This window comes from Polaromonas sp. P1_F6 (assembly GCF_056405695.1).
On sequence record NZ_JBFUBQ010000014.1, the window covers coordinates 23,162 to 49,921 of the forward strand.

Consider the following 26,760-nt stretch of genomic DNA (forward strand, 5'->3'; position numbering starts at 1 on the left):
GCTTTGCCAGACCGCAGGCGCAGCGGCCCCCTCGGGGGGCAGAGAGCTACACGAAGTGAGCGAACGTGGGGGCTCATAGTCACTTCCAGATGTTGTACGGCGTCTGCATCCAGGCCCCGACGACCACCAGCCAGACCAGGGTCACGGGGATAAAAATCTTCCAACCCAAACGCATGATCTGGTCATAACGAAAGCGCGGGAAGGTGGCGCGCACCCACAGGAACATGGTGACGACCACAAAGGTCTTGGCGCCTAGCCAGATCCAGCCGGGGATGAAGCTCAGGGCTTCAACAGGCGGCAGCCATCCGCCCAGGAACAGCAGCACGGCCAGGATGGCGACCAGCCACATGTTCGCGTATTCAGCGAGAAAGAACATCGCGAAAGCCATGCCCGAGTACTCGACCATATGGCCAGCCACGATTTCGGACTCGCCTTCGACGACGTCGAAGGGGTGGCGGTTGGTCTCAGCCAGGCCGGAGATGAAGTACACGACAAAGATCGGCAGCAGTGGCAGCCAGTTCCAGGACAGGAAAGTCCAGCCATGGCTGGCCAGCGTGCCCTTGCCCTGGCTCATCACGATGTCTGTCATGTTGAGACTGCCCGACACCATGAGCACCACCACCAGGCAGAAGCCCATCGCGATTTCATAGCTGACCATTTGCGCCGAAGCGCGCATGGCGCCCAGAAAGGCGTATTTGGAGTTCGAAGCCCATCCCGCGATGATCACGCCATAGACCTCGAGTGAGGTAATAGCCATCAGGAATAGCAAGCCTGCATTGATGTTGGCCAGCGCGATCTCGGGCCCGAAGGGAATCACGGCCCAGGCGGCCAGGGCCGGCATGATGGTCATGATGGGGCCGAGCACAAACAGGCCCTTGCTGGCTGCCGTGGGGATGATGATTTCCTTGGTCAGCAGCTTGAGCGCATCGGCAATCGGCTGCAGCAGGCCGAAAGGCCCGACCCGGTTGGGGCCCAGGCGAATCTGGGTGAAGCCGATGGCCTTGCGTTCCCACAAGGTGAGGTAGGCCACCAGACCCATCAGCGGCAACAGCACGCAGACGATTTTGATGAGCGTCCACAACACTGGCCACACCGTGGCTGGCCAGATGCCGCCCATCAAACCCTGGCCGAAGGCGAAGATTCCATCAATCATGCCGTCACTCCTTCGAGCCTGGCTTCGAGGCCGGCGGCCTGGCGGGCATCCGCCGTCAGCTGCAGCGATGTCGCGCGCCTGACCAGCCCGTCGAGCTGGTAAATGCTGGCCACCGCAGGCACCTGGACGATAACGGCCGACAGGTCGATAGCGGCCTGGGTGCTGTTGCCGAGCTTGTCCGCGGGAAGCTGCGCCGCATCGGCACCCGCGACCTGCTTGAGTACGTCCTGCGAGGATTCGAAATCAAAGCCGGGCAAGCCCAGCACGTTGGCGAGCACGCGCAGCACCTTCCAGGTCGGACGGGTATCGCCCAGCGGCTTGACGACGGCGTGAAAGCTTTGCACGCGGCCCTCGGCGTTCACAAAGGTGCCGGGCGTTTCGGTGAAAGGCGCAATCGGCAGCAGCACATCGCTGAAGCCCATGTTGGCCTTGAAAGGGCTCAGCGTCACGACCATCTGTGCGGCGTTGAGCGAAGACTTGGCACTGGCGCCGGCAGCCGAGTCAAACTCGGGTTCGTTGTTGAGCAGAATCACGGCCTTGAGCTGGCCGCCCAGCATCTGACCGGCATTCAGGCCCTTGCCGGCAGGCAAGGCGCCGGCCAGTTGGGCACCCACGGTATTGGCGGCTTCTGTCAGGTAACCCACGGTGGCGCCGGTCTGCGCGCCTATCCAGTTGGCAAGCGCCAGCAGGCTGGAAGCGTTGGCATGGTGCGCTGCGGCGTTGCCCAGCAGGATGGCTTTGCGCTCGCCGCCCTGCAGGGACTTGGCGATGGCCTTGGCGGCATCGGTGGCCTGGCCGACGGCCGGCGCCGTGACGCCTTTGTCGGCGGCAATCGCTGCCGCCACATCGGCCAGGGACTGGGTCCAGGCTTCGGGCGCTGCCAGCAGCCTATTGGCGACAGGCATGGCCCACGCGTCGGCGTTTGCCAGTTCGGCGGCGGAGTTAATGGCGCTCAACGCCCCGCCCTTGCGGACAGCCTGACGTATGCGCTGCGCGAACAGCGGATGGTCCTTGCGCAGGTTAGACCCGACCACCAGCACGCGCTGCAGCTGCGACAGCGAGGCGATGGAGGTGCCCAGCCAGCGGATGGCCGAGGGCGGGGCGAACTCGGCGTTGCGCAGGCGGTAATCGATGTTCTCGCTGCCCAGGCCGCGCATCAGGGAGGCGGCCAGGTACAGCTCTTCGAGCGTGCTGTGCGGGCTAGCCAGAGTACCGATGCTGCCGGCGCCGTGATCGGCCTTGATCTGCTTGAGGCCGTTGGCCACGTATTCAAGGGCGGTCTGCCAGTCGACGGTTTTCCATTCGCCGCCTTGCTTGAGCATGGGGCTGGTCAGGCGCTCATCGCCGTTGAGGGCTTCATACGAAAAGCGGTCGCGATCGGCGATCCAGCATTCGTTGACGTCTTCGTTCTCCAGGGGCACGACACGCATGACCTTGTTGCTCTTGACCTGGACGATCAGGTTGGCACCGGTCGAATCGTGCGGGCTGACCGACTTGCGGCGCGACAGCTCCCAGGTACGGGCGCTGTAGCGGAAAGGCTTGCTGGTCAGCGCGCCAACCGGGCAGATGTCGATCATGTTGCCGGACAGCTCGGAATCCACCGACATGCCGACGAAGGTTTCGATCTCGGCGTGTTCGCCGCGATGCGACATGCCGAGTTCCATCACGCCGGCCACTTCCTGGCCGAAGCGCACGCAGCGCGTGCAATGGATGCAGCGGCTCATTTCCTGCATGGAAATCAGCGGGCCGACGTCCTTGTGGAAGACCACGCGCTTTTCTTCTTCGTAGCGCGATTCGCTGCCGCCGTAACCTACGGCAAGATCCTGCAACTGACACTCGCCGCCCTGGTCGCAGATCGGGCAGTCCAGCGGGTGATTGATCAGCAGGAACTCCATCACGCCCTTCTGGGCCTTGATGGCTTTGTCGTTCTTGGTGCGCACGATCATGCCTTGCGTGACGGGCGTAGCGCAGGCCGGCATGGGCTTGGGCGCCTTCTCCACGTCGACCAGGCACATGCGGCAGTTGGCGGCAATGCTGAGTTTCTTGTGATAGCAGAAGTGCGGAATGTAGGTGCCGGCTTTTTCGGCCGCATGCATCACCGTGCTGCCTTCCAGCACTTCCACCTTCTGGCCGTCGAGTTCTATTTCAACCATATTTTTTTCTTTCCGCTACTCAGGCTTGCGCAGCAGCCGAAGCCTGGGATGTGGGAGCCTGAGGGGCTGGCGTCTTGATCATGGCTTCAAACTCATGGCGGAAATGCTTGATCATGGCGCGCACCGGCATGGCCGCAGCGTCGCCCAGCGCGCAGATGGTGCGGCCCTGGATGTTGTCAGCCACCGAGTTGAGCAGGTCCATGTCGGTTTGTTTGCCGTGGCCGTTGTGGATGCGGTCCACGACGCGCCAGAGCCAGCCCGTGCCTTCGCGGCAGGGGGTACATTGGCCGCAGGATTCGTGCATGTAGAAGTAGGACAGGCGCTTAAGCGACTCGACCATACAGCGGCTGTCGTCCATCACGATCACCGCACCCGAGCCCAGCATGGAGCCGGCCTTGGCGATGGAGTCGTAGTCCATGGTGCATTCCATCATGATGGAAGCCGGCAACACGGGCGCCGACGACCCACCGGGAATCACGGCCTTGAGTGTGCGACCCTTGCGCACGCCGCCGGCGAGTTCGAGCAGCCTGGAGAACGGCGTGCCCATGGGTACTTCGTAGTTGCCGGGCAGCTCGACGTCGCCCGAAACCGAATAGATCTTGGTGCCGCCGTTGTTGGGCTTGCCGCATTCAAGGTAGGCCTGGCCGCCGTTGCGGATGATCCAGGGCACGGCCGCAAAGGTCTCGGTGTTGTTGATGGTGGTGGGCTTGCCATAGAGACCGAAGCTGGCCGGGAACGGCGGCTTGAAGCGCGGCTGGCCTTTTTTGCCTTCGAGCGATTCGAGCAGCGCGGTTTCTTCGCCGCAGATGTAGGCGCCGAAACCGTGCGAGGCGTGGAGCTGAAAGCTGTAACCGCTGCCGAAAATGTTGTCGCCCAGCAGGCCGGCAGCGCGTGCTTCTTCCAGGGCTTCTTCAAAGCGCTGGTAGGTCGCGAAGATTTCGCCGTGAATGTAGTTGTAACCCACGCTGATGCCCATGGCGTAGGCGGCGATCGCCATGCCCTCGATCACGCTGTGCGGGTTGTACTGCATGATGTCGCGATCTTTGCAGGTGCCCGGCTCACCCTCATCCGAGTTGCAGACCAGGTATTTCTGGCCCGGGAACTGGCGCGGCATGAAGCTCCACTTGAGCCCGGTCGGGAAACCCGCGCCGCCGCGGCCGCGCAAGCTGCCGGCCTTGACTTCAGCGATGACCTGGTCGGGCGTCATGCCCTCGCCGCCATCCTGTTTCAGGATCTTGCGCAGGGCCTGGTAGCCGCCACGGGCTTCGTAATCCTTGAGGCGCCAGTTGCTGCCGTCGAGGTTAGCCAGAATTTGCGGGTTGATGTGCCGGCCGTGAAAGCAGGTCTGCACGCCGGTGGCCGAGAACTGGGACAGCACGCTTTGCGCGGCTGCGCTGTGGGGATTCAGGGGTGCGAGCGTCATGGTTGCTTTGCCTCGGCGGATTGAAGGCCTTCGATGAGCTGGTCCAGCTTCTCGTTGCTCATGAAGCTGCACATGGTGAGGTCATTGACGAGCATCACCGGGGAATCCGCGCAGGCGCCCAGGCATTCGGATTGCTGCAGCGTGAAGAGGCCGTCGGCACTGGTCTCGCCCATGGCGATGCCCAGTTTGTGCTCCAGGTGCTTCAGCGCCTTGGCGCCGTCGCGCAGCTGGCAAGGCAGGTTGGTGCAGACGTTGAGCTTGTACTTGCCAACGGGGCGCTGGTTGTACATGTTGTAGAAGGTGGTGACTTCATGCACGGCGATGGGCGCCATGCCGAGGTATTCGGCCACGACTTTTTCGCTCTCGGCGCTCACGTAGCCGTGCTCTTCCTGCAGGACGGTCAGGCAGGCCATGACGGCCGACTGTTTCTGGTCCGCGGGGTATTTGGCGACTTCGCGGTCGAAGCGCGCTCTGGTTTGTTCAGAAATCATGGGGGAAACCATCCGGTTTAGCGATCAATCTCACCGAACACAATGTCCATGGTGCCGATCACGGCGACGGCATCGGCGATCATGTGGCCGCGCGACATTTCGTCCATGGCCGCAAGGTGCGGGAAACCCGGCGGACGAATCTTCAGGCGATACGGCTTGTTGGCGCCGTCGCTGACGATGTAGATACCAAACTCGCCCTTGGGGTGCTCGACCGCCGCATAGGCTTCGCCTTCGGGCACATGGAAGCCTTCGGTGAAGAGCTTGAAGTGGTGGATCAGCTCTTCCATGTTGGTCTTCATGGATTCGCGGTCGGGTGCGGCCACCTTGTGGTTGCTGGTGATCACAGGTCCGGGGTTGACACGCAACCAGTCAATGCACTGCTTGATGATGCGGTTGGACTGGCGCATCTCTTCGATACGGACGAGGTAACGGTCGTAGCAGTCGCCGGTCTTGCCGACCGGGATGTCGAAGTCCATCTTGTCGTAGACATCATAGGGCTGCTGCTTGCGCAAGTCCCAGGCGAAACCCGAGCCGCGGAGCATGGGGCCGGTGAAGCCGAGGTTGAGGGYACGCTCAGGCGACACAACGCCGACACCGACGGTGCGCTGCTTCCAGATGCGGTTGTCCGTCAGCAGGGTTTCGTACTCATCGACATAACCGGGGAATTTGTTGCTGAAGTCCTCGATGAAGTCGAGCAAAGAACCCTGGCGGTTCTCGTTGAGCGCCGCGATGGCCTTGGCGTTCTTGACCTTGCTGACGCGGTATTGCGGCATGCTGTCGGGCAGGTCACGGTAGACGCCGCCCGGGCGGAAGTAGGCCGCATGCATGCGCGCGCCGGACACGGCCTCGTACATGTCGAAGAGCGCCTCTCGTTCGCGGAAACAATAAATCAGGATGTTCATCGCGCCGCAGTCGAAACCGTGCGCGCCCAGCCACAGCAGGTGGTTGAGCAGGCGCGTGATTTCGGCGTACATCACGCGGATGTACTGCGCGCGAACCGGCACGTCGACGCCGAGCAGTTTTTCGATGGCCAGACAGTAGGCATGCTCGTTGGACATCATCGAGACATAGTCCAGCCTGTCCATGTAGGGCAGCGACTGGATGTAGGTCTTGCTTTCGGCGAGTTTTTCGGTCGCGCGGTGCAGCAGGCCGATATGCGGGTCGGCGCGCTGAATCACTTCGCCGTCGAGCTCGAGCACCAGGCGCAGCACACCGTGTGCCGCGGGATGCTGTGGCCCAAAGTTGAGCGTGTAGTTTTTGATTTCTGCCATGTGGGGTATCTCTTGCAAGCGCCGCTTACTGCAGCCCGCCATAGTTGTCTTCGCGGATCACACGGGGAGTGATCTCACGCGGCTCGATGGTGACCGGCTGGTAAATCACGCGCTTTTGCTCGGGGTCGTAGCGCATTTCCACGTGGCCCGAAGTCGGGAAGTCCTTGCGGAAAGGATGGCCGATGAAGCCGTAGTCGGTCAGGATGCGGCGCAGGTCGTTGTGGCCCTCGAAGATGATCCCGTAGAGGTCGAAGGCCTCGCGCTCGAACCAGTTGGCCGAGTTCCAGATGCCATTGAGCGAATCCACCACGGGGAAATCATCGTCGGGGCAGAACACCTTGAGGCGAACACGCTGGTTGAGGCTGACCGACAACAGATGCGACGCCACGCAATAGCGCAAACCGTCGTATTGGCCGTCCTTGTATTCGGAGTAATCGACGCCGCACAGGTCGATCAGTTGCTCGAAGCGGCAACCGGGCGCATCACGTAACTGGGTTGCGGCAGCCAGGTAGTCGGCAGCAGAAACCGTAAGAGTGATCTCACCGAGCGCGATGTTCAGATTCTTGACTTTGTCGCCGAGCACTGCACGAATCGTTTCGGCGAGTTGCTCCATGGAAACAGGAGAAGAGGACATGTCTTATGCCCTCGCAATCGTGTTGGTGCGACGAATTTTCTGCTGCAGCTGGATGATGCCGTACATCAGCGCTTCCGCTGTGGGTGGGCAGCCGGGCACATACACGTCAACCGGCACGATACGGTCGCAGCCGCGAACCACGGAGTAACTGTAGTGATAATAGCCGCCGCCATTGGCGCAAGAGCCCATGGACAACACCCAGCGCGGCTCGGACATCTGGTCATACACCTTGCGCAGTGCCGGTCCCATCTTGTTGCACAGCGTGCCAGCCACGATCATCAGGTCGGACTGACGTGGGCTGGGACGAAACAACATGCCGAAGCGATCCAGGTCGTAACGCGCCGCGCCCGCATGCATCATTTCGACGGCGCAGCAGGCCAGGCCGAACGTCATGGGCCAAAGCGAACCCGTCTTGGCCCAGTTCACCACCGAGTCGTAACTCGTGGTCATGAAGCCTTCGTTGAAAACACCTTCAAGTGACATACCCGTACCTTTGTGGCGTGACCCGCCTAGAGAACCCTCGGGATCTTCTTATTTCATTTCCAAATCAAACTTGCACTTTGTCGGCCCGCCTTGCCGTGCCTTAGCACTGTCTACGGCGGACCTTCGCGTTCACGCTCGATTTGGAAATGAAATCACTCCCAGTCCAGCGCACCCTTTTTCCACTCGTAGACAAAGCCCACGACCAGAATGCCCAGGAAAATCATGACGGACCAGAAACCGACGGGGCCGATTTCCTTGAGCGCCACGGCCCAGGGAAAAAGAAACGCGATTTCGAGGTCAAAAAGAATGAAGAGGATGGCAACCAGGTAGTAGCGCACATCGAATTTCATGCGGGCATCTTCGAAAGCCTCGAAGCCGCATTCGTAAGGGGAATTTTTTTCGCTGTCGGGACGCACAGGGCCCAACAAACGCCCCAGGACCTGAGGCACCACACCGACACCCACACCCACCAGAATAAACAAAAGAACAGGAAGGTATTGATCGAGGTTCATCGTGGATTCAACTTCTGAAAAGCCACTTGCGCGGTTTGCTTCAGCTTGCCGTTTGAGCCGACAGCACTGCCGGAGCGTTGCTGCCGATGCATGTCAATCTGGTGCGGACGGCGAGACTCGAACTCGCACACCTTTCGGCACTACCCCCTCAAGATAGCGTGTCTACCAATTTCACCACGTCCGCGGTATTTAACTGCCTGGATGGCATGAGGAACCTTGCGGTTTTGGCTTTCCAGACAGTCTTAGAGTTTACCCCGAAATATTGCCGCTCCCGACTGCGGGCAACAGCAAAATCTCGTTATTTCGTCGGGATTTGCGCGGCACCGGAGGCGGCGGGCGCAGGCGGGACAGGAACTGCCGTGCCGGTACCTGCAGGTGCAGAGGTTCCCGGAATCTGGGCCGCGCCGGAAGCTGCAGCAGCCGGCGCCGGAGCGGTCACGGCGGCCCCCTCCAGGACGCTGGAGCTTGTGCGTGCAGGAGCATTGCCAAAGTAAGCAAGCAGCAAGGTGCAGGCAAAAAACAACGCGGCGAGAACACCGGTAGTGCGTGACAGGAAATTGGCACTGCCGCTGGCGCCAAAAAGACTGCCCGAACCGCCGCTGCCAAATGCCGCGCCCATGTCTGCGCCCTTGCCGTGTTGCACCAGGATCAGGCCAATCATGCCGAGTGCCGAGAGCATTTGCACGGCGAGGACAATGGTTAATACAACGTTCATATCTACTCCTAAATTAATAGCGTTCTGCGCTCGTCAGTTGCGGGCTGCAGCAATAATTGTCAAAAAATCGGGGGCTTTGAGCGAGGCACCGCCAATCAGGCCGCCATCGATATCGGACTGGGCCAGCAGCGTTGCCGCGTTGGCCGCATTCATGCTGCCGCCATACAGGATTTTCACGCGGGCAAACCGATCGGTAGCCGCCTTCAATTGGCTGCGCAGCACCAGGTGCACAGCCTGCGCCTCTTGCGGGGTCGCTGTCTTGCCGGTACCAATCGCCCATACCGGTTCATAGGCCACCACGATTTCACTGATGCAGTGGCCATTGGCGTGGATCACCGCCGCGAGCTGCCGCTTCACGACTTCCTCGGTATGGCCTGCCTCACGTTCGGCCAGCGTTTCGCCAACACAAACGATGGGGGTAACACCGCAGGCCAGTGCAGATTTTGCCTTGTCGGCGACCATCGCATCAGTCTCACCGTGATACTGGCGGCGCTCCGAGTGACCAACGATGGCGAAACGGCAACCAAATTCCTTGAGCATCGCGGCACTGACTTCACCCGTATAGGCGCCGCTGGCATGAGCGGACACATCCTGCGCGCCCAGTTCAATGGCAGACAGGCCGGGTTTTGCAGCTCGCAATAACTGAACCTGTGCCAGGTAAGGCGCGGGAACACAAACCGCCACTTCGCATGCCGGAGGGCTGGCCAGCCCGCTCGCCAAGGCATCCAGCAAGGCCGCGTTGGCCTCCAGGCCGCCGTTCATTTTCCAGTTACCAGCAATAAGCTTCTTCATGGTGCCGGTGACCAGGTTAAGACGATTTTGCCGACATGCTGGTTGGACTCCATCAATGCATGCGCCTTGGCCGCATCAGCCGCCGCAAACGTGCTGTGAATCACCGGCTTGACAGCACCGCTCGCAAGCAGTGGCCAGACCTTGTCCCTCAATGCATTCGCAATGGCACTCTTGAACTCGACAGATCGCGCACGCAGGGTTGAACCGGTGACGGTCAAGCGCTTGCGCAACACCAATCCTGCATTGATCTCGGACTTGACCCCGCCCTGTATCGCAATGATGACCAGACGGCCGTCTTCGGCCATGCAGTCAACTTCTCGCGCAACATAACCACCGGCAACCATATCAAGAATGACGTCGACGCCCTTCCCGTTGGTCAGCTTTTTTGCCTCTTCGGAAAAGTCGCTGGTCTTGTAGTTGATGGCATGGTCCGCGCCCATGGCAACACAGGCAGCACATTTTTCGTCGCTGCCGGCCGTTACCAGCACCGTGGCCCCCAGGGCCTTGGCGATCTGAATGGCCGTGACGCCGATGCCGCTGGAGCCGCCCTGGATCAGCAAGGTTTCGCCCGGCTGCAGGTAAGCGCGCTCAAACACATTGCTCCAGACGGTGAAAAACGTCTCGGGCAGAGATGCCGCCTCGATGTCGCTCAACCCTGAAGGCACCGGCAGGCACTGCCCAATCGGAGCAACACACAACTCGGCATAGCCGCCACCCGCGACCAACGCGCAAACACGGTCACCGATTTTGAGACCGGCTGCAGTCATGGCCCCGGCATCGCCGGACACGATCACACCCGCAACTTCAAGCCCGGGGATGTCAGATGCCCCGGGCGGTACCGGGTAGTGACCCATTCGCTGAAGAACATCAGGGCGGTTGACGCCACTGGCGCTCACGCGGATCACTACCTCGCCAGAGCCTTCGATGGGCGCCGGGCGATCAGCCAGGCACAACACCTCAGGCTTGCCGTAGGAGGTAATTTCAACAACTTTCATGGCGTATCAAGGTCATTTGAGCCGCCAGCCCTCTGTACAAGAGCGCAAGCAGCTACAAAATCAATAGCAAATATTGATCAGCCCCGGTCCTGGTCCTGGGCCGGACGGTCCAGCAGGGCCTTCATCGACAGCTTGACACGGCCTTTTTCGTCGGTCTCAAGAACCTTCACCTTGACGATCTGGCCTTCGCTCAGGTAGTCGGTGACTTTTTCAACACGCTCGTGGGCGATCTGGCTGATGTGCAGCAGGCCGTCCTTGCCGGGCAGCAGGTTGATCAGTGCACCGAAGTCCAGGATCTTGGTGACCGGGCCTTCGTAGACCTTGCCGATTTCGACTTCTGCGGTGATCTCGGCGATGCGGCGTTTGGCTTCGTCGGCCTTAGCGCTGTCATTGGACGCGATGGTGATGGTGCCGTCTTCTTCGATGTTGATCTGCGTGCCGGTTTCTTCGGTCAGCGCGCGGATGACGGCGCCGCCCTTGCCGATCACGTCGCGGATCTTCTCGGGATTGATCTTCATCACATAGAGGCGCGGCGCGAAGTCGGAGACTTCGGCCTTGGCTTCACCCATGGCTTCCTGCATCTTGCCCAGGATGTGCATGCGGGCTTCCTTGGCCTGGGCCAGTGCGACCTGCATGATTTCCTTGGTGATGCCCTGGATCTTGATGTCCATCTGCAGCGCGGTGATACCGAAGGTGGTACCCGCAACCTTGAAGTCCATGTCGCCCAGGTGATCTTCATCACCCAGGATGTCGGTCAGCACGGCAAAGCGGTTGTCTTCCTTGATCAGGCCCATGGCGATACCGGCCACGTGGGCTTTCATCGGCACGCCGGCGTCCATCAGCGACAGGCAGCCGCCGCAAACCGAAGCCATCGACGAGGAGCCATTGGACTCGGTGATCTCAGACACCACACGCATGGTGTACGGGAATTCTTCCTTTGTGGGCAGCACGGCGATCAGCGCGCGCTTCGCAAGCCGCCCATGACCAATCTCGCGGCGTTTTGGCGAACCAACACGGCCGGTTTCGCCGGTGGCGAACGGAGGCATGTTGTAGTGCAGCATGAAGCGGTCTTCGTAGTCACCCGACAGTGCGTCGATGCGCTGAGCGTCGCGCTCGGTACCCAGTGTGGTCACGACCAACGCCTGGGTTTCGCCACGCGTGAAGAGGGCCGAACCGTGGGTGCGTGGCAGCACGCTGTTGCGGATTTCAATCGCGCGCACGGTGCGTGTGTCGCGGCCGTCGATACGGGGCTCGCCGGCCAGGATCTGGCTGCGAACGATCTTGGCTTCGATGTCGAACAGCATGCCTTCAACGGCCACGCCGTCGAATTCAACGCCGTCAGCCTTCAGTGCGGCCATCACCTCGGAAGTCACCACGCGGCAGGCTTGCGTACGGGCTTGCTTGGCGCGGATCTGGTACGCGGCTTGCAGCTTGGCGCCGGCCAGTTCGTTCACCCTGGCGATCAGCGGTTCGTTCTTGGCGGGAGCTTTCCAGTCCCAGACCGGCTTGCCGGCGTCGCGCACGAGTTCGTGGATCGCGTTGATGGCGATGTTGCCTTGCTCATGGCCGAACACTACGGCGCCGAGCATGATTTCTTCGGACAGTTGCTGGGCTTCGGACTCGACCATCAGCACGGCGGCTTCAGTGCCGGCCACGACGAGGTCCATCTTCGAATCCTTGAGCTGAGTCTTGCCGGGGTTCAGAACGTATTGGCCGTCGATGTAAGCAACGCGGGCGGCGCCGATGGGGCCGTTGAACGGGATGCCGGAGATCGACAAGGCGGCGCTCGAAGCGATCAGCGCGGGGATGTCGCCTTCCACTTCAGGGTTCAACGACAGCACGTGGATCACGACCTGCACTTCGTTGAAGAAGCCTTCGGGGAACAGCGGGCGAATCGGGCGGTCGATCAGGCGGGAGGTCAGCGTTTCGAATTCGCTGGGGCGGCCTTCGCGCTTGAAGAAGCTGCCGGGAATGCGGCCGGCGGCGTAGGTTTTCTCAAGGTAGTCAACCGTCAGGGGGAAGAAATCCTGGCCGGGCTTGGCATCGGTCTTGGCAACCACGGTGGCCAGCACCACGGTGCCGTCCATATCAACGATGACGGCGCCGCTGGACTGGCGTGCGATTTCGCCGGTTTCCATCGTGACTTTGTGCTGGCCCCATTGGAAAGACTTGGTGACTTTGTTGAAAATGCTCATGTTCTTATCTCCACTAAATTCACGCACTTGAGGCAGTGCGGGAGGCCCGGAGCGGCGGCTGGCTGAACACGATGCCATTCCACAAAATGCCTGGGATCAGAGGCCTGACCAGGGCTTTTCTTGTGGAATGACACAGCGCGTGCTCGTTTTGCCTTGCTCCGAAGTAAAAAGCGCCTGAGCTAGTGAACTAACTCAGGCGCTTTCAAATCGTTGTTACCGATTACTTGCGCAGGCCAAGCTTGGCGATCAGCGCGGTGTAACGTTCGGCATCTTTGGACTTCAGGTAGTCCAGCAGCTTGCGGCGGCGGCTCACCATGCGCAGCAGACCGCGGCGGCCATGGTGATCCTTGGCGTTGGCCTTGAAATGGGGGGTCAGTTCGTTGATGCGGCCGGTCAGCAGCGCCACTTGAACTTCAGGGCTGCCGGTGTCGCCGGCGGCACGTGCGTTGGCCTGAACGATTTCGGCCTTGATTGATTTTGCAATCATGTTTTCTCTTTCTTGCACCGAGGTGCGCTTGCGAGCGAAGCAGCGTTCCCGACATGGGAGTTGAATAAACCGCTTTCGTCGTGTTCCGGCATGAAAAGGCCCCTAAAACTTCTATCTGGGGCCTCAATTTGCGCAGCGCCTTGGATTATAGCCCAAGCCAGCGCCTCAGGCGCCCCACCCCCTGCCCAAGCCTGTCCACGTCCTGGCTGGCGAAACACCAGCGCAGCCAGCCCTGGGCCTCCGGGCCTGGGTTGACCATGAAGGCATTGCCGGGCGCCAGACCCAGCCCGGCCTCCACGACCAGGCGTTTGGCCGTCTCCAGCGAGTCCCCAAAGCGCGCCTGGTCTTCCAGCCTGAAAAAGGCGTACATGCCGCCTTTGGCCGGCGCCAACTGCACGCCCGGCACGGCCTGCAGCAGCGGCACCAAAGTGTCGCGGCAGGTTTTCAGATGGGCAACCACCCGGGGCGTGATATCGGCCGTGCGTTCGATGGCCACCAGCCCGGCCCGCTGCACGAACACCGGCGCGCAGGAGGTGTTGAACTCCACCAGCTTGCCCATGTGTGGCGTCATGGCAGCCGGCATCACCAGCCAGCCCAGGCGCCACCCGGTCATCAAAAAGCTCTTGGAAAAGCTGTGAACGACCACCAGTCGATCCTCGGGCGCGGCGATATCCAGAAAACTGGGGGCGCAACCGTTAGGGGTGGCCTCGTAATAAAGCCGTTCATAGACCTCGTCCGCCAGGATCCAGGTCCCGGTCTTGCGGCAATGCGCCAGGATGGCCTCCTGCTCGGCACGCGACAGCGTCCAGCCGGTGGGATTGTTGGGCGCGTTGACGATGAGTAGTTTGGTTTTCGGCGTGATGGCGGCCAGTAGCTCGGCCACATCAAGCCGCCACTCGCCTGCCACCGGCTTGAGGCTGACGCATTTGACCTGCGCGCCCATGATGGCCGGCTGGGCCGTCAGGTTGGGCCAGACAGGCGTCACGGCCACAACTTCGTCGCCGGCATCCACCAGCGCCTGCACCGCCAGCATTAGCGCATTGACGCCGCCGGAAGTCACAGCGATGCGCTCGGCCGTGATCGGCGCGGCCCCCGCACAGCGCAGGCCCGTCGCGTAATTGGCAATAGCCTCCCGCAGCTCTGGCAAGCCCAGGTTTTGCGCATAAAAAGTCTCGCCCTGCTGCAACGATGCAGCCGCCGCATCGCGGATAAACGCGGGCGTGACCTCATCGCTCTCGCCAAACCAGAACTTGAGGACGTCATCGCGCCCCATGCCCGCGTTGGCCACCTGGCGGATCATCGATTCTTCAAGATCTAAAACAGTTTTTCTCATGGATAGTCCGTCCGCCTGCCGGCTTCAATCAATTATTCAATCAGCCAATTTGAACTCAGGGCCGGACCATCTTGCAGCTGTTGGGCTGCTCGGCCTTTTCGGGCGAAATAGTCTTGATGACGCGAAAACCGTAGCCGGAACCCTCCACGTCAAATTTCACACCCGGCGAACCCTGCTTGCCCATCAACGCCACCAGCAGCGGCTGCTGGAACTGGTGGTCGGCCGAGCGCATCGCGCCTTTGTGGCCCGCAAAAGTGACCGTACTGCGCTCAAGCTGCGCCGCCACCGCGCCGGCGTCAGCACTGCCCGCTTTGTCAAGGCTTTGGGCCAGGGCCTCAATCATCAGCTGCATGCGCATATGCACATAGTCGTCCTGAGGCTTGGGAAAGCGCTGGCGGAAGGACTGGTAGAAGGCTTCGGACTGCACGCCCGCCTCATTCGGGAACCAGTCGGCCACCGCGATCACCTTGCCTACGCCGGCATCGCCCAGCGCGCCCGGCACGCCCAGCGCGTTGCCGTAGAAGGTATAGAACTTGCCCTCGTAACCGACTTCCCTTGCCGCCTTGATCAACAGCGTCAGGTCGTTACCCCAGTTGCCCGTAAGCACTGCCTGCGCTCCGCTGGCCTTGATCTTCGCGGCATAGGGAATGAAGTCCTTGACACGGCCCAGCGCGTGCAACTCGTCGCCCACGATCTGCACGTCGGGTCGCTGCGCACCCAGTTGCTTGCGCGCCTCGCGCAGCACGGCCTGGCCGAAACTGTAGTCCTGGCCGATCAGGTAAATGCTTTTGAGCGCCTTGTCGTCCCGGAGCACATCCATGAGCGCGGCCATGCGCATGTCTGCATGCGCATCAAAGCGGAAATGCCAGTAGCTGCACTTTTCATTCGTCAGGATCGGGTCGACCGCCGAGTAGTTGAGAAACAGCACGCGCTTGTTCGGCTCACGTTCGTTGTGCTTGTTGATGGCGTCGATCAGCACAGCCGCAATCGCGGAGGAATTGCCCTGTGCAACGATGGTCACGCCGTCGTCGATCGCCGAGCGCAATGCCGCCAGCGCCTCTTCGTTCTGGCCCTTGCTGTCGTAGCGCTCAACGACCAGGTTGCGCGGGCCGCCTGCCAGCTTCACGCCGCCACGGGCATTGACGCGCTCAGTGGCCCAGACGAGGTTTCGGAACACCGCTTCGCCGGTATTGGCGAATGCGCCTGACAGGCTTTCGATCAGCGCAATACGAACAGGTGCCGGCACAGGCGGCTGGCTTGCGGTCTGCGCGAACGCCGCCGCCGAGGCGCAAAGACATAGGGCCATGAGGAAGCGTTTCAAGTGTTTCTGCATAAAAAAATAGACCCTGGTCTTTTGCCTGATTTGGCTTGAATAAACCGCTTGCACACCTAACTGGGGTGCAAGCGGCAATCACGGTGAGCGCCGCGCAGTGTAAGGGGAAAACACCCCTTGTTCATCCATCAAGGAATAGCCATGTTTTACTCTCTCGCCCATCGCCCTGCCCGTGCCTTTCAACGCCACTACGCACCCGTCGTGAGCAACGGCGCCCTGGAAAAATTCCTCAACGATACCTTCTCGTCGCTGTCTGACACCGGCGCCGCCAAGGCTGCCAACGTGGAAGACCTCGAGAAGGCCTATACCCTGCAATTCGACGTTCCCGGCCTGGCCCGCGAACAACTGGATATCGGCATTGAAGGCGACGTGGTTCGTGTCTCCAGCAAGGAAGACGCACCCCGCAAGATCAAGGCCGCATGGCGCTTCCCGCTGGAAATCGATACCGCCAACAGCAGCGCCAAACTGGAAAACGGCGTGTTGACCCTGACACTGGGCAAAAAAGTCCCTGTCAGCAACGTCACCCACCTCGACATCCAGTAGCCACCGACCAAAGCCGGGTAGCCGTCCCTGCCAGCCAGGGCCGCAGAACCGGCTTTGCCGGGCCGCAGGCGCAGCGGCCCCCTCGGGGGGCAGGGAGCTACGCGGCGCGAGCGACCGTGGGGGTCAAACTCCAGCGCGGCTTCACATCAAACGTGTAGTCGCGCTGAAGCGTTTCAAGCCCGGCTTGCAGGCGCATGCCAGCCGCCAGGGCGATCATGGCGCCGTTGTCGGTGCATAAATGCAGCTCGGGGTAATGCACGCGGATGCCTCGCTGTTTGCACACGGCATCAAGTTGGCTGCGCAGCAGCGCATTGGCGCCCACGCCGCCAGCCACCACCAGGCGCTTCAACCCGGTTTGCGTCATGGCTGCGAGTGATTTTTTCACCAGCACTTCAACGATGGCCGCCTGCGTAGACGCGGCCAGATCGGCTTTGCGGCTTTCCAGATCCGGCCCCAGTTTTTTGGCCTGCGTTAGCACCGCGGTTTTGAGCCCGGCAAAGGAAAAATCAAGATCGCCGCTGTGCAGCAAGGGTCGCGGCAACTTAAAGGCCGCGCCGTCACCGCCCTCAGCCAGCTTCGACAGATGTGGCCCTCCTGGATAAGGCAGGCCCATCAGCTTGGCCGACTTGTCAAAGGCCTCACCCGCCGCATCGTCAATGGTTTCACCCAGCAATTCATAACTTCCCACACGGTCCACGCGCATCAATTGGGTATGCCCGCCGGATACCAGTAGCGCCACAAAAGGAAATTCAGGCGGGTCGGCACTCAAAAAAGGCGACAGCAAATGCCCTTCCAGGTGATGCACACCCATGGCCGGCTTGCCCAGCGCCGCCGCCAGCGAGCAGGCCACACCCGCCCCCACCAGCAACGCACCTGCAAGCCCAGGGCCGCGCGTATAAGCCACCACATCTACCTGTGCAAGGCTGCTTCCCGCCTCTGCCATGACCTGATGTGTCAAGGGCAAGACGCGCCGGATATGGTCCCGGCTGGCCAGCTCGGGCACCACACCGCCATACGCCTGGTGCATGTCTATCTGGCTAAACAAGGCGTGCGACAGCAGGCGCGGCACTCCGCCGCCGCTGGCATCCACCAGCGCCACACCGGTTTCATCGCAACTCGATTCGATTCCTAGAACTAGCATCGTCCAAGTGTAAGGTTTGAGGTAACTCCTCACATCAACTGGGGCTGCAGGCGGGCGGTCCCCGAGGGGCTGGAGCCCGCGGCTCCAAGCCTGCCTGTGCAGGCTTGGACGGGCGACAGAGGCGAAACGTCTCGTGAGCTGCGGCCAGCAAGGCCTCGGGAGTTACACGCAGTGAACGACTGTGGGGGCACGGTTCTTGCACCGCTTGGCACATGACACCGTCCCAATCCCTGCGCCTTGTCATCATCGCCCCGGACCTGCTGGAGTCCGTATCCGATGACGCCCATGCACGGGAACTGGCCGAGCGCTCGCGCCAGCTGCGTATCGGCCTGCTGGAAAACGGTTACAACATTGTCGCGGTGCTCCCGGCCGATACCTTCCTGGACGAGCGCCTGGCGCAACTGCAACCCGACATGATCATCGTGGACGCCGAAAGTGAGGCCCGCGATTCGCTGGAGCATGTGGTCATGGCAACGCGGGACGCCCGCCGGCCCATCGTGCTGTTCACCAACGACAACGACACCAGCCACGTGAAGGATGCCGTCGCCGCCGGCGTGTCGGCCTATGTGGTGGCCGGCCTCTCCCCGGATCGAATCCGCCCCATCCTGGATGTGGCCATGGCGCGCTTTGAACACGAACAGGGCCTGCGCAAAGAACTGGCCCATGCCAAAACAGAGCTGCATGACCGAAAAGTCATAGACCGGGCCAAAGGCATGCTGATGCAGCGCCAGGGATTGTCTGAGCAGGCCGCTTACGAAAAGCTGCGCAAGGCCGCCATGGACAAGGGCCTGCGCCTAGGCGAAGTAGCCCAGCGCATGCTGGACGCCCTGGACCTGCTGGGCTGAATCGCCGGCCAGGCCTCAATAAACCCTCAATTGGTGCAGCGCACAAATACGGTGCAAACATCAACCTGCAACCCTGCGTCATCCCGCCCCGCAGCTGCCCACAGCGCACTTCACATGGCTCGCATAACTGGGCGCACCCACTCTCAAAACCACCGCGTCCTAACGACACCCGCCAACCCTGGCACAGCTTTTGCAATGCCCTAGGCACTGGTCAAAGATGGCCGACCGGCACAGCACTTCAATGGCGAAGTGTGTGGTGCCCCCAAGGAACAAAGGCGTTCGCACCCTGCATCACGTTCAACGTGTTGCCCGGGTCGAGCGCCTTTTTTGTTTTTGTCTTTCGTTTTTAACTATCAGGAGCCGCCAACATGACTGAACTGCTGAAATCTTCGCTGACACGCCGCACCGTGCTGCAGGCCGCGGCCGTAGGCGCCGTGGGCATCAACCCCGCCCTGCGCGCTGCCGTGTACGCCCAGGGCTCCGACGCGCCGGAGAAGAAGGAAGTGAAGATCGGCTTCATACCGCTGACCGACTGCGCCTCCGTGGTCATGGCCTCGGTGCTGGGCATTGACCAGAAATATGGCGTCAAGATCATCCCGACCAAAGAAGCCAGCTGGGCCGGTGTGCGCGACAAGCTCGTCAACGGCGAGCTGGACTTCGCCCACGTGCTCTACGGCCTGGTCTACGGCGTGCACATGGGCACGGCAGGCCCCAAGAAAGACATGGCTGTGCTGATGACGCTCAACAACAACGGCCAGGCCATCACGCTGTCCAAAAAACTCGCCGACAAAGGCGCGGTTGACGGCGCGGGCCTGGCCAAGCTCATGGCGACGGACAAGCGCGAATACACCTTCGCCCAGACCTTCCCCACCGGCACCCACGCCATGTGGCTCTACTACTGGCTGGCTGCCAATGGCATCAATCCGATGAAGGATGCCAAAGTCATCACCGTGCCGCCGCCGCAGATGGTGGCCAACATGCGCGTGGGCAACATGGACGGCTTCTGCGTGGGCGAGCCTTGGGGCCACCGCGCCATCATCGACGGCATCGGCGTGACCGCCGTGACCACCCAGGACGTCTGGAAGGACCACCCAGAAAAAGTACTAGGCACCACCGCCGACTTCGTCAAGAAATACCCCAACACCGCGCGTGCCGTGACCGCCGCCATCATCGAAGCCGGCAAGTGGATTGACGCCAGCCTCTCCAACAAAAACAAGATGGCCGAGACCGTGGCCGACAAGAGCTACGTCAACACCAGCGTGGACGCCATCAACCAGCGCATCCTGGGCCGCTACCAGAACGGCATGGGCAAGACCTGGGACGACCCGAACTACATGAAGTTCTACAACGACGGTGCGGTGAGCTTCCCTTACCTGTCCGACGGCATGTGGTTCCTCACACAGCACAAGCGCTGGGGCCTGATCAAGGATCACCCCGACTACCTGGGCATTGCCAAGCAAATCAACCACATCGACGTCTACAAGCAGGCAGCCACGGCGGCCAAGGCCAGCGTTCCCAAAGACATCATGCGCAGCAGCAAGCTGATGGACGGCACCGTGTGGGACGGCAAGGACCCGAAAAAATACGCCGACAGTTTCAAGGTTCACGCCTGAACACCCACGCGATATCCACGCTACACCCCACCCAACCTTCCTACGTAAAGAGGTGACGCCATGGTCAGTGCCGTATTTCACAACCCGCTGGAGGCGGCAACCCCGGCAAGCCGCAGCAACGAAAGGCCCAGAGATGCTGCCGCTATCAATTCGATAGCTGGTGGCGCTCATCCAACGGGCGCTACAGCCCAAAACAGCATGAACGCTCCAACAAAACCCACCCCCATCACCAAGCCATCCGGCGATGCCTCCTGGCTCTGGCTCAGCGTCCTGCCCCCCCTCCTGGGCCTGGGTTTGCTGGTGCTGATCTGGGAGCTTGTTTTCATGGGCACGGCCGGCAGCATTCCCTCGCCCAAAGACACCTTTGTGCAGGCGGTGCAGATCTTCAGTGATCCGTTCTACAGCAAGGGGCCGAATGACCAGGGTGTGGGCTGGAACGTGCTGTCTTCGCTCAAGCGCGTGGCCATGGGCTTCGGTATGGCGGCTGTCGTCGGCATACCGGTCGGCTTCATGATCGGGCGCTTCAACTTTCTGAGCCGCATGTTCAACCCGCTGATCAGCCTGCTGCGCCCGGTCTCGCCGCTGGCCTGGTTGCCGATTGGTCTGCTGGTCTTCAAGGGCGCCAACCCCGCAGCCATCTGGACCATCTTCATCTGCTCCATCTGGCCGATGATCATCAACACGGCAGTCGGCGTGCAGCGCGTGCCCCAGGACTACATGAACGTGGCGCGTGTACTCAACCTCAGCGAGTGGAAGATCGTCACCAAGATTCTCTTTCCTGCCGTGCTGCCCTACATGCTGACCGGCGTTCGTCTGGCTGTCGGCACCGCCTGGCTGGTGATCGTGGCGGCAGAGATGCTGACCGGCGGCGTCGGCATCGGCTTCTGGGTCTGGGACGAGTGGAACAACCTCAACGTCAAGAACATCATCATCGCGATCTTCGTGATCGGCATCGTCGGCCTGGTGCTGGAGTTCGCCTTGATCAAGCTCGCCACAGCCTTCACGTTTGAAGAAGTCAAGAACTGAACCGCTCGAACAAAAGGAGAACCAAGCCATGACATCCTTCACCACCAAATACATCGAAATCCAGGGCGTCGAGCAAACCTTCAAGACCAAAAAGGGGCCGTTCTGCGCACTGCAGCACATCAACCTCACGGTCGCCAAAGGCGAGTTCGTCACACTGATCGGCCATTCAGGCTGCGGCAAATCCACGCTGCTCAACCTGATTGCCGGCCTGACCACGCCGACAGAGGGCAGCCTGCTGTGCGCCAACCGCGAGATTGCCGGACCCGGCCCCGAGCGCGCTGTCGTATTCCAGAACCATTCGCTGCTGCCCTGGCTCACCTGCTTTGAAAATGTCTACCTCGCTGTCGAGCGCGTGTTCTCAGCCACCGAAAGCAAGGCGCAACTCAAGGCCCGCACCGACGCCGCACTGGCCATGGTCGGACTGACGCCGGCTGCGCAAAAACGTCCCGGCGAGATTTCGGGCGGCATGAAGCAACGCGTCGGCATTGCACGCGCGCTGTCGATGGAACCCAAGGTGTTGCTGCTGGACGAGCCTTTCGGCGCCCTTGACGCCCTGACCCGCGCCAAGCTGCAGGACGAACTGCTGCAAATCGTCGCCACCACGCAAAGCACGGTGGTCATGGTGACCCATGACGTCGACGAAGCCGTGCTGCTGAGCGACCGCATTGTGATGATGACCAACGGTCCCGCCGCCACGATCGGCGAAGTGCTGCCGGTGGAACTGCCCCGCCCGCGTTCCCGCGTGGCGCTGGCCGAAGACATCCGCTACCTGGGTTACCGCAAAGCCGTGATCGATTTCCTTTACACCCGCCAGGGTCACGTCGAAAAAGCAGCCTGAGTAAAGACTCGCCCCCGAAGCGCCTTTGGCGCCTCCCCCTCGAGGGGGCGCCACCAGCAGCCCGGCAAAGCCGGTTCTGCGGTGGCCCGCGACTAAACAACCAAGCAGGAGGTTTCCAATGTCTGCAGTTTTGCCAATCCCCGGCGCCGGCAGAATCGCCCATGGCGCACCGGCCAGCACACGGCCTGCGCGCTCGAGCGGCCTCGCCTCGCTCGGGAAGTACCGTGAAATCATCATCGCGGTCGCGCTTTTCCTGCTGTTTGACCTGGGGGTGCTGGTCCTGAACTTCTACACCTCGTTCAAGATCGACCAGGACACCGTGGCCATCAACCTTTCCGGCCGCCAGCGCTATGTTTCTCAGCGTGTCGCACGCACCCTGCTCGAACTCGACGCCATGCGGGTGGCGGGCACGCCTTACAAGCCCGAGACACTGGCCGAGCTGCGTTCAGGCGCAAAGATCTTCCAGGCCTCCCATGTCGCATTCCGCGAAGGCGGCACCATTCCCGGCGGCGACGGCAAACCGGTGTACCTGGAGCCCGTGGTGTCCAGCCGGGGCCGCGAGCTGGAGGACAAGGTGGATGCGCTGTGGAAGCCCTATTTCGAGCTGCTCCAGCCCCTGCTTGCCGGCGACGGCTTCACGCAGACGGAACTGGCTGCCGCGCTGGCCTATAGCCAGGCCAACAACATCAAACTGCTGGGCGTTGCCAACGACTTCGTCACGGAAACGCAGCAGATCGGCGCCTCGCGCGCCAGCGTACTGCGCATGGTGCAAACCGTCGGCATCGTGCTGGCACTGCTGAATTTCGCCTTCATTCTGTTCAAGTTCCTGCGCCGCCTGAAAACTTCAGACGCCGCGATTGAAGCTGCCACCGAAGAAAACCGGGAAATTCTCGCCAGCGTGCGCGAAGGCCTGTTCCTGCTGACACCCCAGCACCAGCTCGGCTCCCAGTTGTCCCGCTCGACCCATGCACTGTTCGGCAAAACACTGGCACCGGGGCAAAACTTTTTCTACCAGCTGTCCACCCTGGTTTCCGACAAGGCATTGACCGATGCGCGGGACTATGTCGAGTTGCTGTTCTCTCCACACGTCAAGGAGCAGCTGATCCAGGGCATCAACCCGCTGTCGGAAGTGGAACTCACCGTCAGGAACCGGCTGGGCCAGGACACCAAGCGCTATCTTTCTTTCCATTTCAACCGGGTGCAGGACGGCGCCACGGTGCGGCACCTGCTGGTCACCGTACAGGACATCACGCAAAAGGTCGAGTTGCAGGCCCGGTTGACCGGCGAACGCCAGCGCTCGCAAAAAGAGCTGTCCATGATGCTCAAGGCTTTCGAGACGGAGCCGGCCATGATGCGCGCCTTTGTCGAGCGGGCTGAAGCGTCCCTGCTGGAAGTCAACGACCTGCTGCGAAGCACTTCATCGGCCGCCTCGGAAGTCCAGGTGCTCAAAGCTGTGGACGGCGCCTACCGCCGCATCCACGCCTTCAAGGGCGACGCAGCATCGCTCGGACTGGAAATCCTGGCCACACTGGCCCATCAGTTCGAAAGCGAGTTGCAAAAGCTCAAGGACAACGGCGCCGCCACCGGCGACGCTCTGCTGGCCCTGCCTTTGCCGCTCGAGGACCTGCTGGCCAAGGTCGGCGCCTTCAAGGCGCTGGGCCAGAAGCGCTCAGGCGGTGACACGGCGCCCGCCCCGGACGGTTCCGCATCGCAAGGACTGAACGCCGTGCTAACCCAGCTGGCGAACGAGGTCGGCACCGACTGCRGCAAACGCGTGGATGCCGAGGTGCGTATGGGCAGTGCCCAGGACATGCCGGCCGACAAGATGAACCTGCTGCGCGAAATCGCCATCCAGCTTCTGCGTAACGCCGTGGTGCACGGCGTGGAGGCGCCCTCCGTGCGGCGCGCTGCGGGCAAAGCGGAGGCCGGGCGGATTGCCGTCAACCTCACCCGGAACGAAGACGGCCAGTGGCAGCTCAGCGTGCGCGACGATGGCGCGGGCCTGAATGCGGCCGACGTTCGCCGCCGTCTGCTTGAACTGGGCTGGTATACGCCTGAGCAGCTGCAAAGCTTCAGCGAGCAGCAGATCGTTGCGCATATTTTCAAGCCGGGCTTTTCCACGGCCGGTGCCACCTCCCGCCACGCAGGCCGCGGCGTGGGCCTGGACCTGGTGCAGACCAACGTGCAGCAGCTGGGGGCGCGCCTGCTGTTGTCCAGCACGCCCGGCCAGCACACCGAATTCAAGGTTTCTTTTTCCTGAATTTTCCTGAAGCAATCCAGCAATGGCCATCACAAACCCCACACAGGAGCTTCTCCATGCGACTGCTGATTGTTGACGACTCCAACATGATCCGGACCCGGATTTCGAGAGTGGTGCAAAACGGCGGCATCAAGGGCGTGGTGCTCGCAGGCCTGGCCAAGAACGGCCTCGAAGCCGTGCGGCTGGCCCGGGCAACCCGCCCCGAGGTCGTCACCATGGACCTGACCATGCCCGAGATGGACGGCATTGAATGCATCACCGCATTGCTGAAGTTCGACCCGTCCATCAAGATACTGGTGGTCAGCGCGCTCAGCGACAAATCGACAGCCATCCAGGCACTCAAGCTGGGCGCCCGCGGATTCGTTGCCAAACCCTTTACCGACGAAGAGCTGCAGATTGCACTGCTCGACGTTGCAGACGTGCGCTAAGGACACTGCGATGGCCACACTGAACGAAAACGACCTCAAGCTCTTTGTCGATTCCATCCGGCATTACCTCAAGATCACGACCCGACAGGAACCGCAGATCACCTCGGCCTATCTCGGCACGGGAGATATCGAAGCCTTTGAATTCAACGGCATCGTCACCTTCTCGGGAAGCCACAACGGACATGTGGTGGTGTCCATGCCGGGGAAACTGGTGCGGGAAATTTTGCTGCTCCAGCATGAGACTGACCTCAGCGATGGCAACCTGCTTGACGCGGTGGGTGAAATCGCCAACACCCTGGCAGGCAATGCACGCAAGGCTTTGGGGTCCGAGCTGCAGATTTCAGTGCCGATCAAGCTGCAGGGCGCGCAGGGCATGAAGGCCCGGGTACGCAAGCGCCCCTACGTGATCACCTTGCGCTGGAACCACTACGCGGCGATGGTCTGCGTCGACATGGACCGCAAAAACTGAACCGCACACCCAGCGCTACACGCAACCTCTCTTGAGGCCGCGTGCACGTTATTTGTGCGGCGCACCAAAAAAATCAGGCCAACACCCCTAAATTGCGCTGCAAGGGTGCGTTTTGCATGCCCCAAGTTGGCATGCTTTTCGCACTGTTTCTGTGAATCAACCATCTTCACAGAAAGAGCTTGCACCATGGCGGGGTTTCGTAATTTTCTCAAGGCTGGCCACGCGCCCACACTGGGTGCAGCGTTTTTCTACTTCGCGTTTTCGTGCTGCATCTGGGTCATGAACGGCGCCATGGCGCCTTTCATTTCGGAAACCTACAAGCTCTCGCCCACAGAAAAAGGCGTGATGCTGTCGGTTCCCATCTTCGCCGGCGCGCTGATGCGCTTTCCGCTGGGCGTGCTGGCGCAATACATTGGCCGCAAAAATGCCACGCTGGTCGAAATGGGCCTGATCATGGTGGCGCTGCTGTTCGGCTACTTCGTGGTTGACTCCTACAGCAGCCTGCTGGCCATGGGCGTGCTGTTGGGCATTGCCGGCGCCAGTTTCGGCGTAGCGCTCAGCCTGGGTTCGGGCTCCTTCCCTCCCCGCTACAAGGGCTTGGCCATGGGTCTGGTCGGTGCGGGCAACGTGGGCACCGCTGTCTCCGTGCTTGTCGCGCCGGCGCTGGCGCAGCGCTTCGGCTGGCAGTCGGTCTACGGCATTGCCGCCGTAGCCATGCTGCTGCCGATGATCGCGATGATTCTTTTTGCCAAAGAACCCGACGATGTGGACAGCCACGCCACACTGCGCGAACACGTGGCCTGCCTGTTTGAAAAAGACGGCTGGGCCTTCAGCCTGATCTACGCCGTGAGTTTCGGCGGCTTCATCGGGCTGGCGACGTTTTTGCCTTCCTACTACTACGACCAGTTCGGTGTCAGCAAGGTGCAGGCAGGCCAGTTGTCCATGCTGGCAGCTTTCATGGGCGCGGCGCTGCGCATCTTCGGCGGCTGGATCTCGGACCGCTGGGGCGGCGTGAACACCTTGAGCGTCGTACTGCTCACCATCGCCGTCACACTCGTGGCATGCGGGCTGGCCAGCAAATCCCTCGTGGCCACCACCTTGCTGGTCATGCTGTGCTTTGCCGCACTGGGTGCAGGCAATGGCGCCCTTTTCCAGCTGGTACCGCTGCGCTGGCCCCTGGCCACCGCGGTGGCCGGCTCCATGATTGGGGAAATCGGCGCACTGGGCGGCGGCTTGGTGCCCAATGCCATGGGTATTTCCAAGCAGTATGCGGGCACTTACATGTGGGGGTTCTTCTTCTTTGCAGCCTTGTCGCTGGGCATGCTGGTGATGCTGCGGGTGATGCAGATCCGGTGGACACGGACCTGGGCGGAGAAAGGTGGACGGGCGAGGACTGCTTGAGGATGGGCCTTTAGCTGAGGCCGCTGGCCGGGGTTGCCCGGCGGCAAGTAACTTTCTTTTGCGTCGCCAAAAGAAAGTCACCAAAGAAAAGGCGACCCTGCTGTCTGCGTCCCTCCGCTTCGCTGCGGGCAACCTGCGGTGCTCGGTTCAGGCGGGGTCTCGCTCGAACTCGCTACGTTGCACTTCGCTCAGACAATCGCGATCCCTGATCCGCCTGAACCTGCGC

General features: G+C 61.4%; 25 protein-coding genes and 1 tRNA gene. 9 read left to right on the forward strand and 17 right to left on the reverse strand.

Translation table 11 applies throughout. The annotated features are described in order from the left end of the window. Nucleotides 1-79: 79 nt before the first annotated feature. The 16 genes from nuoH to AC1DY9_RS22920 all read right to left on the reverse strand — a co-directional run bounded on the left by nuoH (nt 80) and on the right by AC1DY9_RS22920 (nt 15,943). Nucleotides 80-1,153: an NADH-quinone oxidoreductase subunit NuoH gene (nuoH, locus tag AC1DY9_RS22845; protein ID WP_457279061.1), complete on the reverse strand. Its 1,074-nt coding sequence runs from the start codon at nt 1,151-1,153 to the stop codon at nt 80-82. Continuing rightward, complete coding sequence (gene nuoG, locus AC1DY9_RS22850; RefSeq protein WP_477667739.1) at nt 1,150-3,306, reverse strand: NADH-quinone oxidoreductase subunit NuoG; 2,157 nt, start codon at nt 3,304-3,306, stop codon at nt 1,150-1,152. The genes nuoH and nuoG overlap by 4 nt, the downstream gene beginning before the upstream one ends. Nucleotides 3,307-3,325: 19 nt before the next feature. Continuing rightward, complete coding sequence (gene nuoF, locus AC1DY9_RS22855; protein WP_477667740.1) at nt 3,326-4,729, reverse strand: NADH-quinone oxidoreductase subunit NuoF; 1,404 nt, start codon at nt 4,727-4,729, stop codon at nt 3,326-3,328. After that, a complete protein-coding gene (nuoE, locus tag AC1DY9_RS22860) occupies nt 4,726-5,220 on the reverse strand; it encodes an NADH-quinone oxidoreductase subunit NuoE (protein ID WP_457279064.1) in 495 nt (164 codons plus the stop codon). Before nuoE ends, nuoF begins: the two co-directional genes overlap by 4 nt. A gap of 17 nt (nt 5,221-5,237) precedes the next feature. Then, nucleotides 5,238-6,491 (reverse strand): NADH-quinone oxidoreductase subunit D, encoded by a 1,254-nt coding sequence (locus AC1DY9_RS22865; protein ID WP_477667741.1) that lies wholly within the window; start codon nt 6,489-6,491, stop codon nt 5,238-5,240. Between the two features lie 25 nt (nt 6,492-6,516). Then, a complete protein-coding gene (locus tag AC1DY9_RS22870) occupies nt 6,517-7,125 on the reverse strand; it encodes an NADH-quinone oxidoreductase subunit C (protein WP_457279066.1) in 609 nt (202 codons plus the stop codon). Nucleotides 7,126-7,128: 3 nt separating this feature from the next. After that, nucleotides 7,129-7,608, reverse strand: coding sequence for a NuoB/complex I 20 kDa subunit family protein (locus AC1DY9_RS22875; protein ID WP_007864469.1), 480 nt, complete (start codon nt 7,606-7,608; stop codon nt 7,129-7,131). A 152-nt stretch (nt 7,609-7,760) separates the two neighbouring features. Beyond that, on the reverse strand, nt 7,761-8,120 hold the full coding sequence (locus AC1DY9_RS22880) for an NADH-quinone oxidoreductase subunit A (protein WP_007864471.1): 360 nt from the start codon (nt 8,118-8,120) through the stop codon (nt 7,761-7,763). Between the two features lie 99 nt (nt 8,121-8,219). After that, nucleotides 8,220-8,304: transfer RNA gene (locus tag AC1DY9_RS22885), tRNA-Leu, on the reverse strand. A gap of 114 nt (nt 8,305-8,418) precedes the next feature. Continuing rightward, nucleotides 8,419-8,835 carry a preprotein translocase subunit SecG gene (gene secG, locus AC1DY9_RS22890; RefSeq protein ID WP_457279067.1) on the reverse strand — a complete coding sequence of 139 codons (417 nt, stop codon included), beginning with the start codon at nt 8,833-8,835 and terminating at the stop codon, nt 8,419-8,421. Between the two features lie 33 nt (nt 8,836-8,868). Beyond that, nucleotides 8,869-9,627 carry a triose-phosphate isomerase gene (tpiA, locus tag AC1DY9_RS22895; RefSeq protein WP_477667742.1) on the reverse strand — a complete coding sequence of 253 codons (759 nt, stop codon included), beginning with the start codon at nt 9,625-9,627 and terminating at the stop codon, nt 8,869-8,871. After that, nucleotides 9,624-10,622: an NAD(P)H-quinone oxidoreductase gene (locus tag AC1DY9_RS22900; protein WP_477667743.1), complete on the reverse strand. Its 999-nt coding sequence runs from the start codon at nt 10,620-10,622 to the stop codon at nt 9,624-9,626. Before AC1DY9_RS22900 ends, tpiA begins: the two co-directional genes overlap by 4 nt. A 77-nt stretch (nt 10,623-10,699) precedes the next feature. Further along, nucleotides 10,700-12,817: a polyribonucleotide nucleotidyltransferase gene (gene pnp / locus AC1DY9_RS22905; RefSeq protein ID WP_457279070.1), complete on the reverse strand. Its 2,118-nt coding sequence runs from the start codon at nt 12,815-12,817 to the stop codon at nt 10,700-10,702. Between the two features lie 220 nt (nt 12,818-13,037). Further along, entirely contained in the window at nt 13,038-13,304 is a 267-nt protein-coding gene (gene rpsO, locus AC1DY9_RS22910; RefSeq protein ID WP_348046953.1) for a 30S ribosomal protein S15, read from the reverse strand. Nucleotides 13,305-13,449: 145 nt separating this feature from the next. After that, nucleotides 13,450-14,637: a pyridoxal phosphate-dependent aminotransferase gene (locus tag AC1DY9_RS22915; protein WP_457279071.1), complete on the reverse strand. Its 1,188-nt coding sequence runs from the start codon at nt 14,635-14,637 to the stop codon at nt 13,450-13,452. A 55-nt stretch (nt 14,638-14,692) separates the two neighbouring features. Continuing rightward, entirely contained in the window at nt 14,693-15,943 is a 1,251-nt protein-coding gene (locus AC1DY9_RS22920) for a branched-chain amino acid ABC transporter substrate-binding protein (protein ID WP_457279072.1), read from the reverse strand. Between the two features lie 168 nt (nt 15,944-16,111). On the opposite strand from AC1DY9_RS22920, the gene AC1DY9_RS22925 reads away from it, so the two are divergent. After that, the gene (locus tag AC1DY9_RS22925) at nt 16,112-16,513 is read left to right on the forward strand and encodes an Hsp20/alpha crystallin family protein (RefSeq protein ID WP_457279073.1); all 402 of its coding nucleotides are present in this window, start codon (nt 16,112-16,114) and stop codon (nt 16,511-16,513) included. Between the two features lie 97 nt (nt 16,514-16,610). On the opposite strand, the gene tsaD is transcribed toward AC1DY9_RS22925, so the two are convergent. Continuing rightward, on the reverse strand, nt 16,611-17,654 hold the full coding sequence (tsaD, locus tag AC1DY9_RS22930) for a tRNA (adenosine(37)-N6)-threonylcarbamoyltransferase complex transferase subunit TsaD (protein ID WP_477667744.1): 1,044 nt from the start codon (nt 17,652-17,654) through the stop codon (nt 16,611-16,613). Between the two features lie 212 nt (nt 17,655-17,866). Between tsaD and AC1DY9_RS22935 the strand changes: the two genes are divergently transcribed. From AC1DY9_RS22935 to AC1DY9_RS22970, 8 genes are all read left to right on the forward strand, one after another. After that, entirely contained in the window at nt 17,867-18,499 is a 633-nt protein-coding gene (locus AC1DY9_RS22935) for an ANTAR domain-containing response regulator (protein WP_457279075.1), read from the forward strand. Nucleotides 18,500-18,867: 368 nt separating this feature from the next. Beyond that, complete coding sequence (locus tag AC1DY9_RS22940; RefSeq protein WP_457279076.1) at nt 18,868-20,112, forward strand: CmpA/NrtA family ABC transporter substrate-binding protein; 1,245 nt, start codon at nt 18,868-18,870, stop codon at nt 20,110-20,112. A gap of 198 nt (nt 20,113-20,310) precedes the next feature. After that, on the forward strand, nt 20,311-21,138 hold the full coding sequence (ntrB, locus tag AC1DY9_RS22945) for a nitrate ABC transporter permease (RefSeq protein ID WP_457279077.1): 828 nt from the start codon (nt 20,311-20,313) through the stop codon (nt 21,136-21,138). Between the two features lie 28 nt (nt 21,139-21,166). Then, nucleotides 21,167-21,976: an ABC transporter ATP-binding protein gene (locus tag AC1DY9_RS22950; protein WP_457279078.1), complete on the forward strand. Its 810-nt coding sequence runs from the start codon at nt 21,167-21,169 to the stop codon at nt 21,974-21,976. A 118-nt stretch (nt 21,977-22,094) separates the two neighbouring features. Next, a complete protein-coding gene (locus tag AC1DY9_RS22955; RefSeq protein ID WP_477667745.1) occupies nt 22,095-24,236 on the forward strand; it encodes an ATP-binding protein in 2,142 nt (713 codons plus the stop codon). Between the two features lie 56 nt (nt 24,237-24,292). Beyond that, entirely contained in the window at nt 24,293-24,664 is a 372-nt protein-coding gene (locus tag AC1DY9_RS22960; RefSeq protein WP_457279080.1) for a response regulator transcription factor, read from the forward strand. A gap of 10 nt (nt 24,665-24,674) precedes the next feature. After that, a complete protein-coding gene (locus AC1DY9_RS22965) occupies nt 24,675-25,133 on the forward strand; it encodes a chemotaxis protein CheX (RefSeq protein WP_431097274.1) in 459 nt (152 codons plus the stop codon). Between the two features lie 186 nt (nt 25,134-25,319). Next, nucleotides 25,320-26,534 carry an MFS transporter gene (locus AC1DY9_RS22970; protein ID WP_457279081.1) on the forward strand — a complete coding sequence of 405 codons (1,215 nt, stop codon included), beginning with the start codon at nt 25,320-25,322 and terminating at the stop codon, nt 26,532-26,534. The last annotated feature ends 226 nt before the right edge of the window (nt 26,535-26,760 follow it).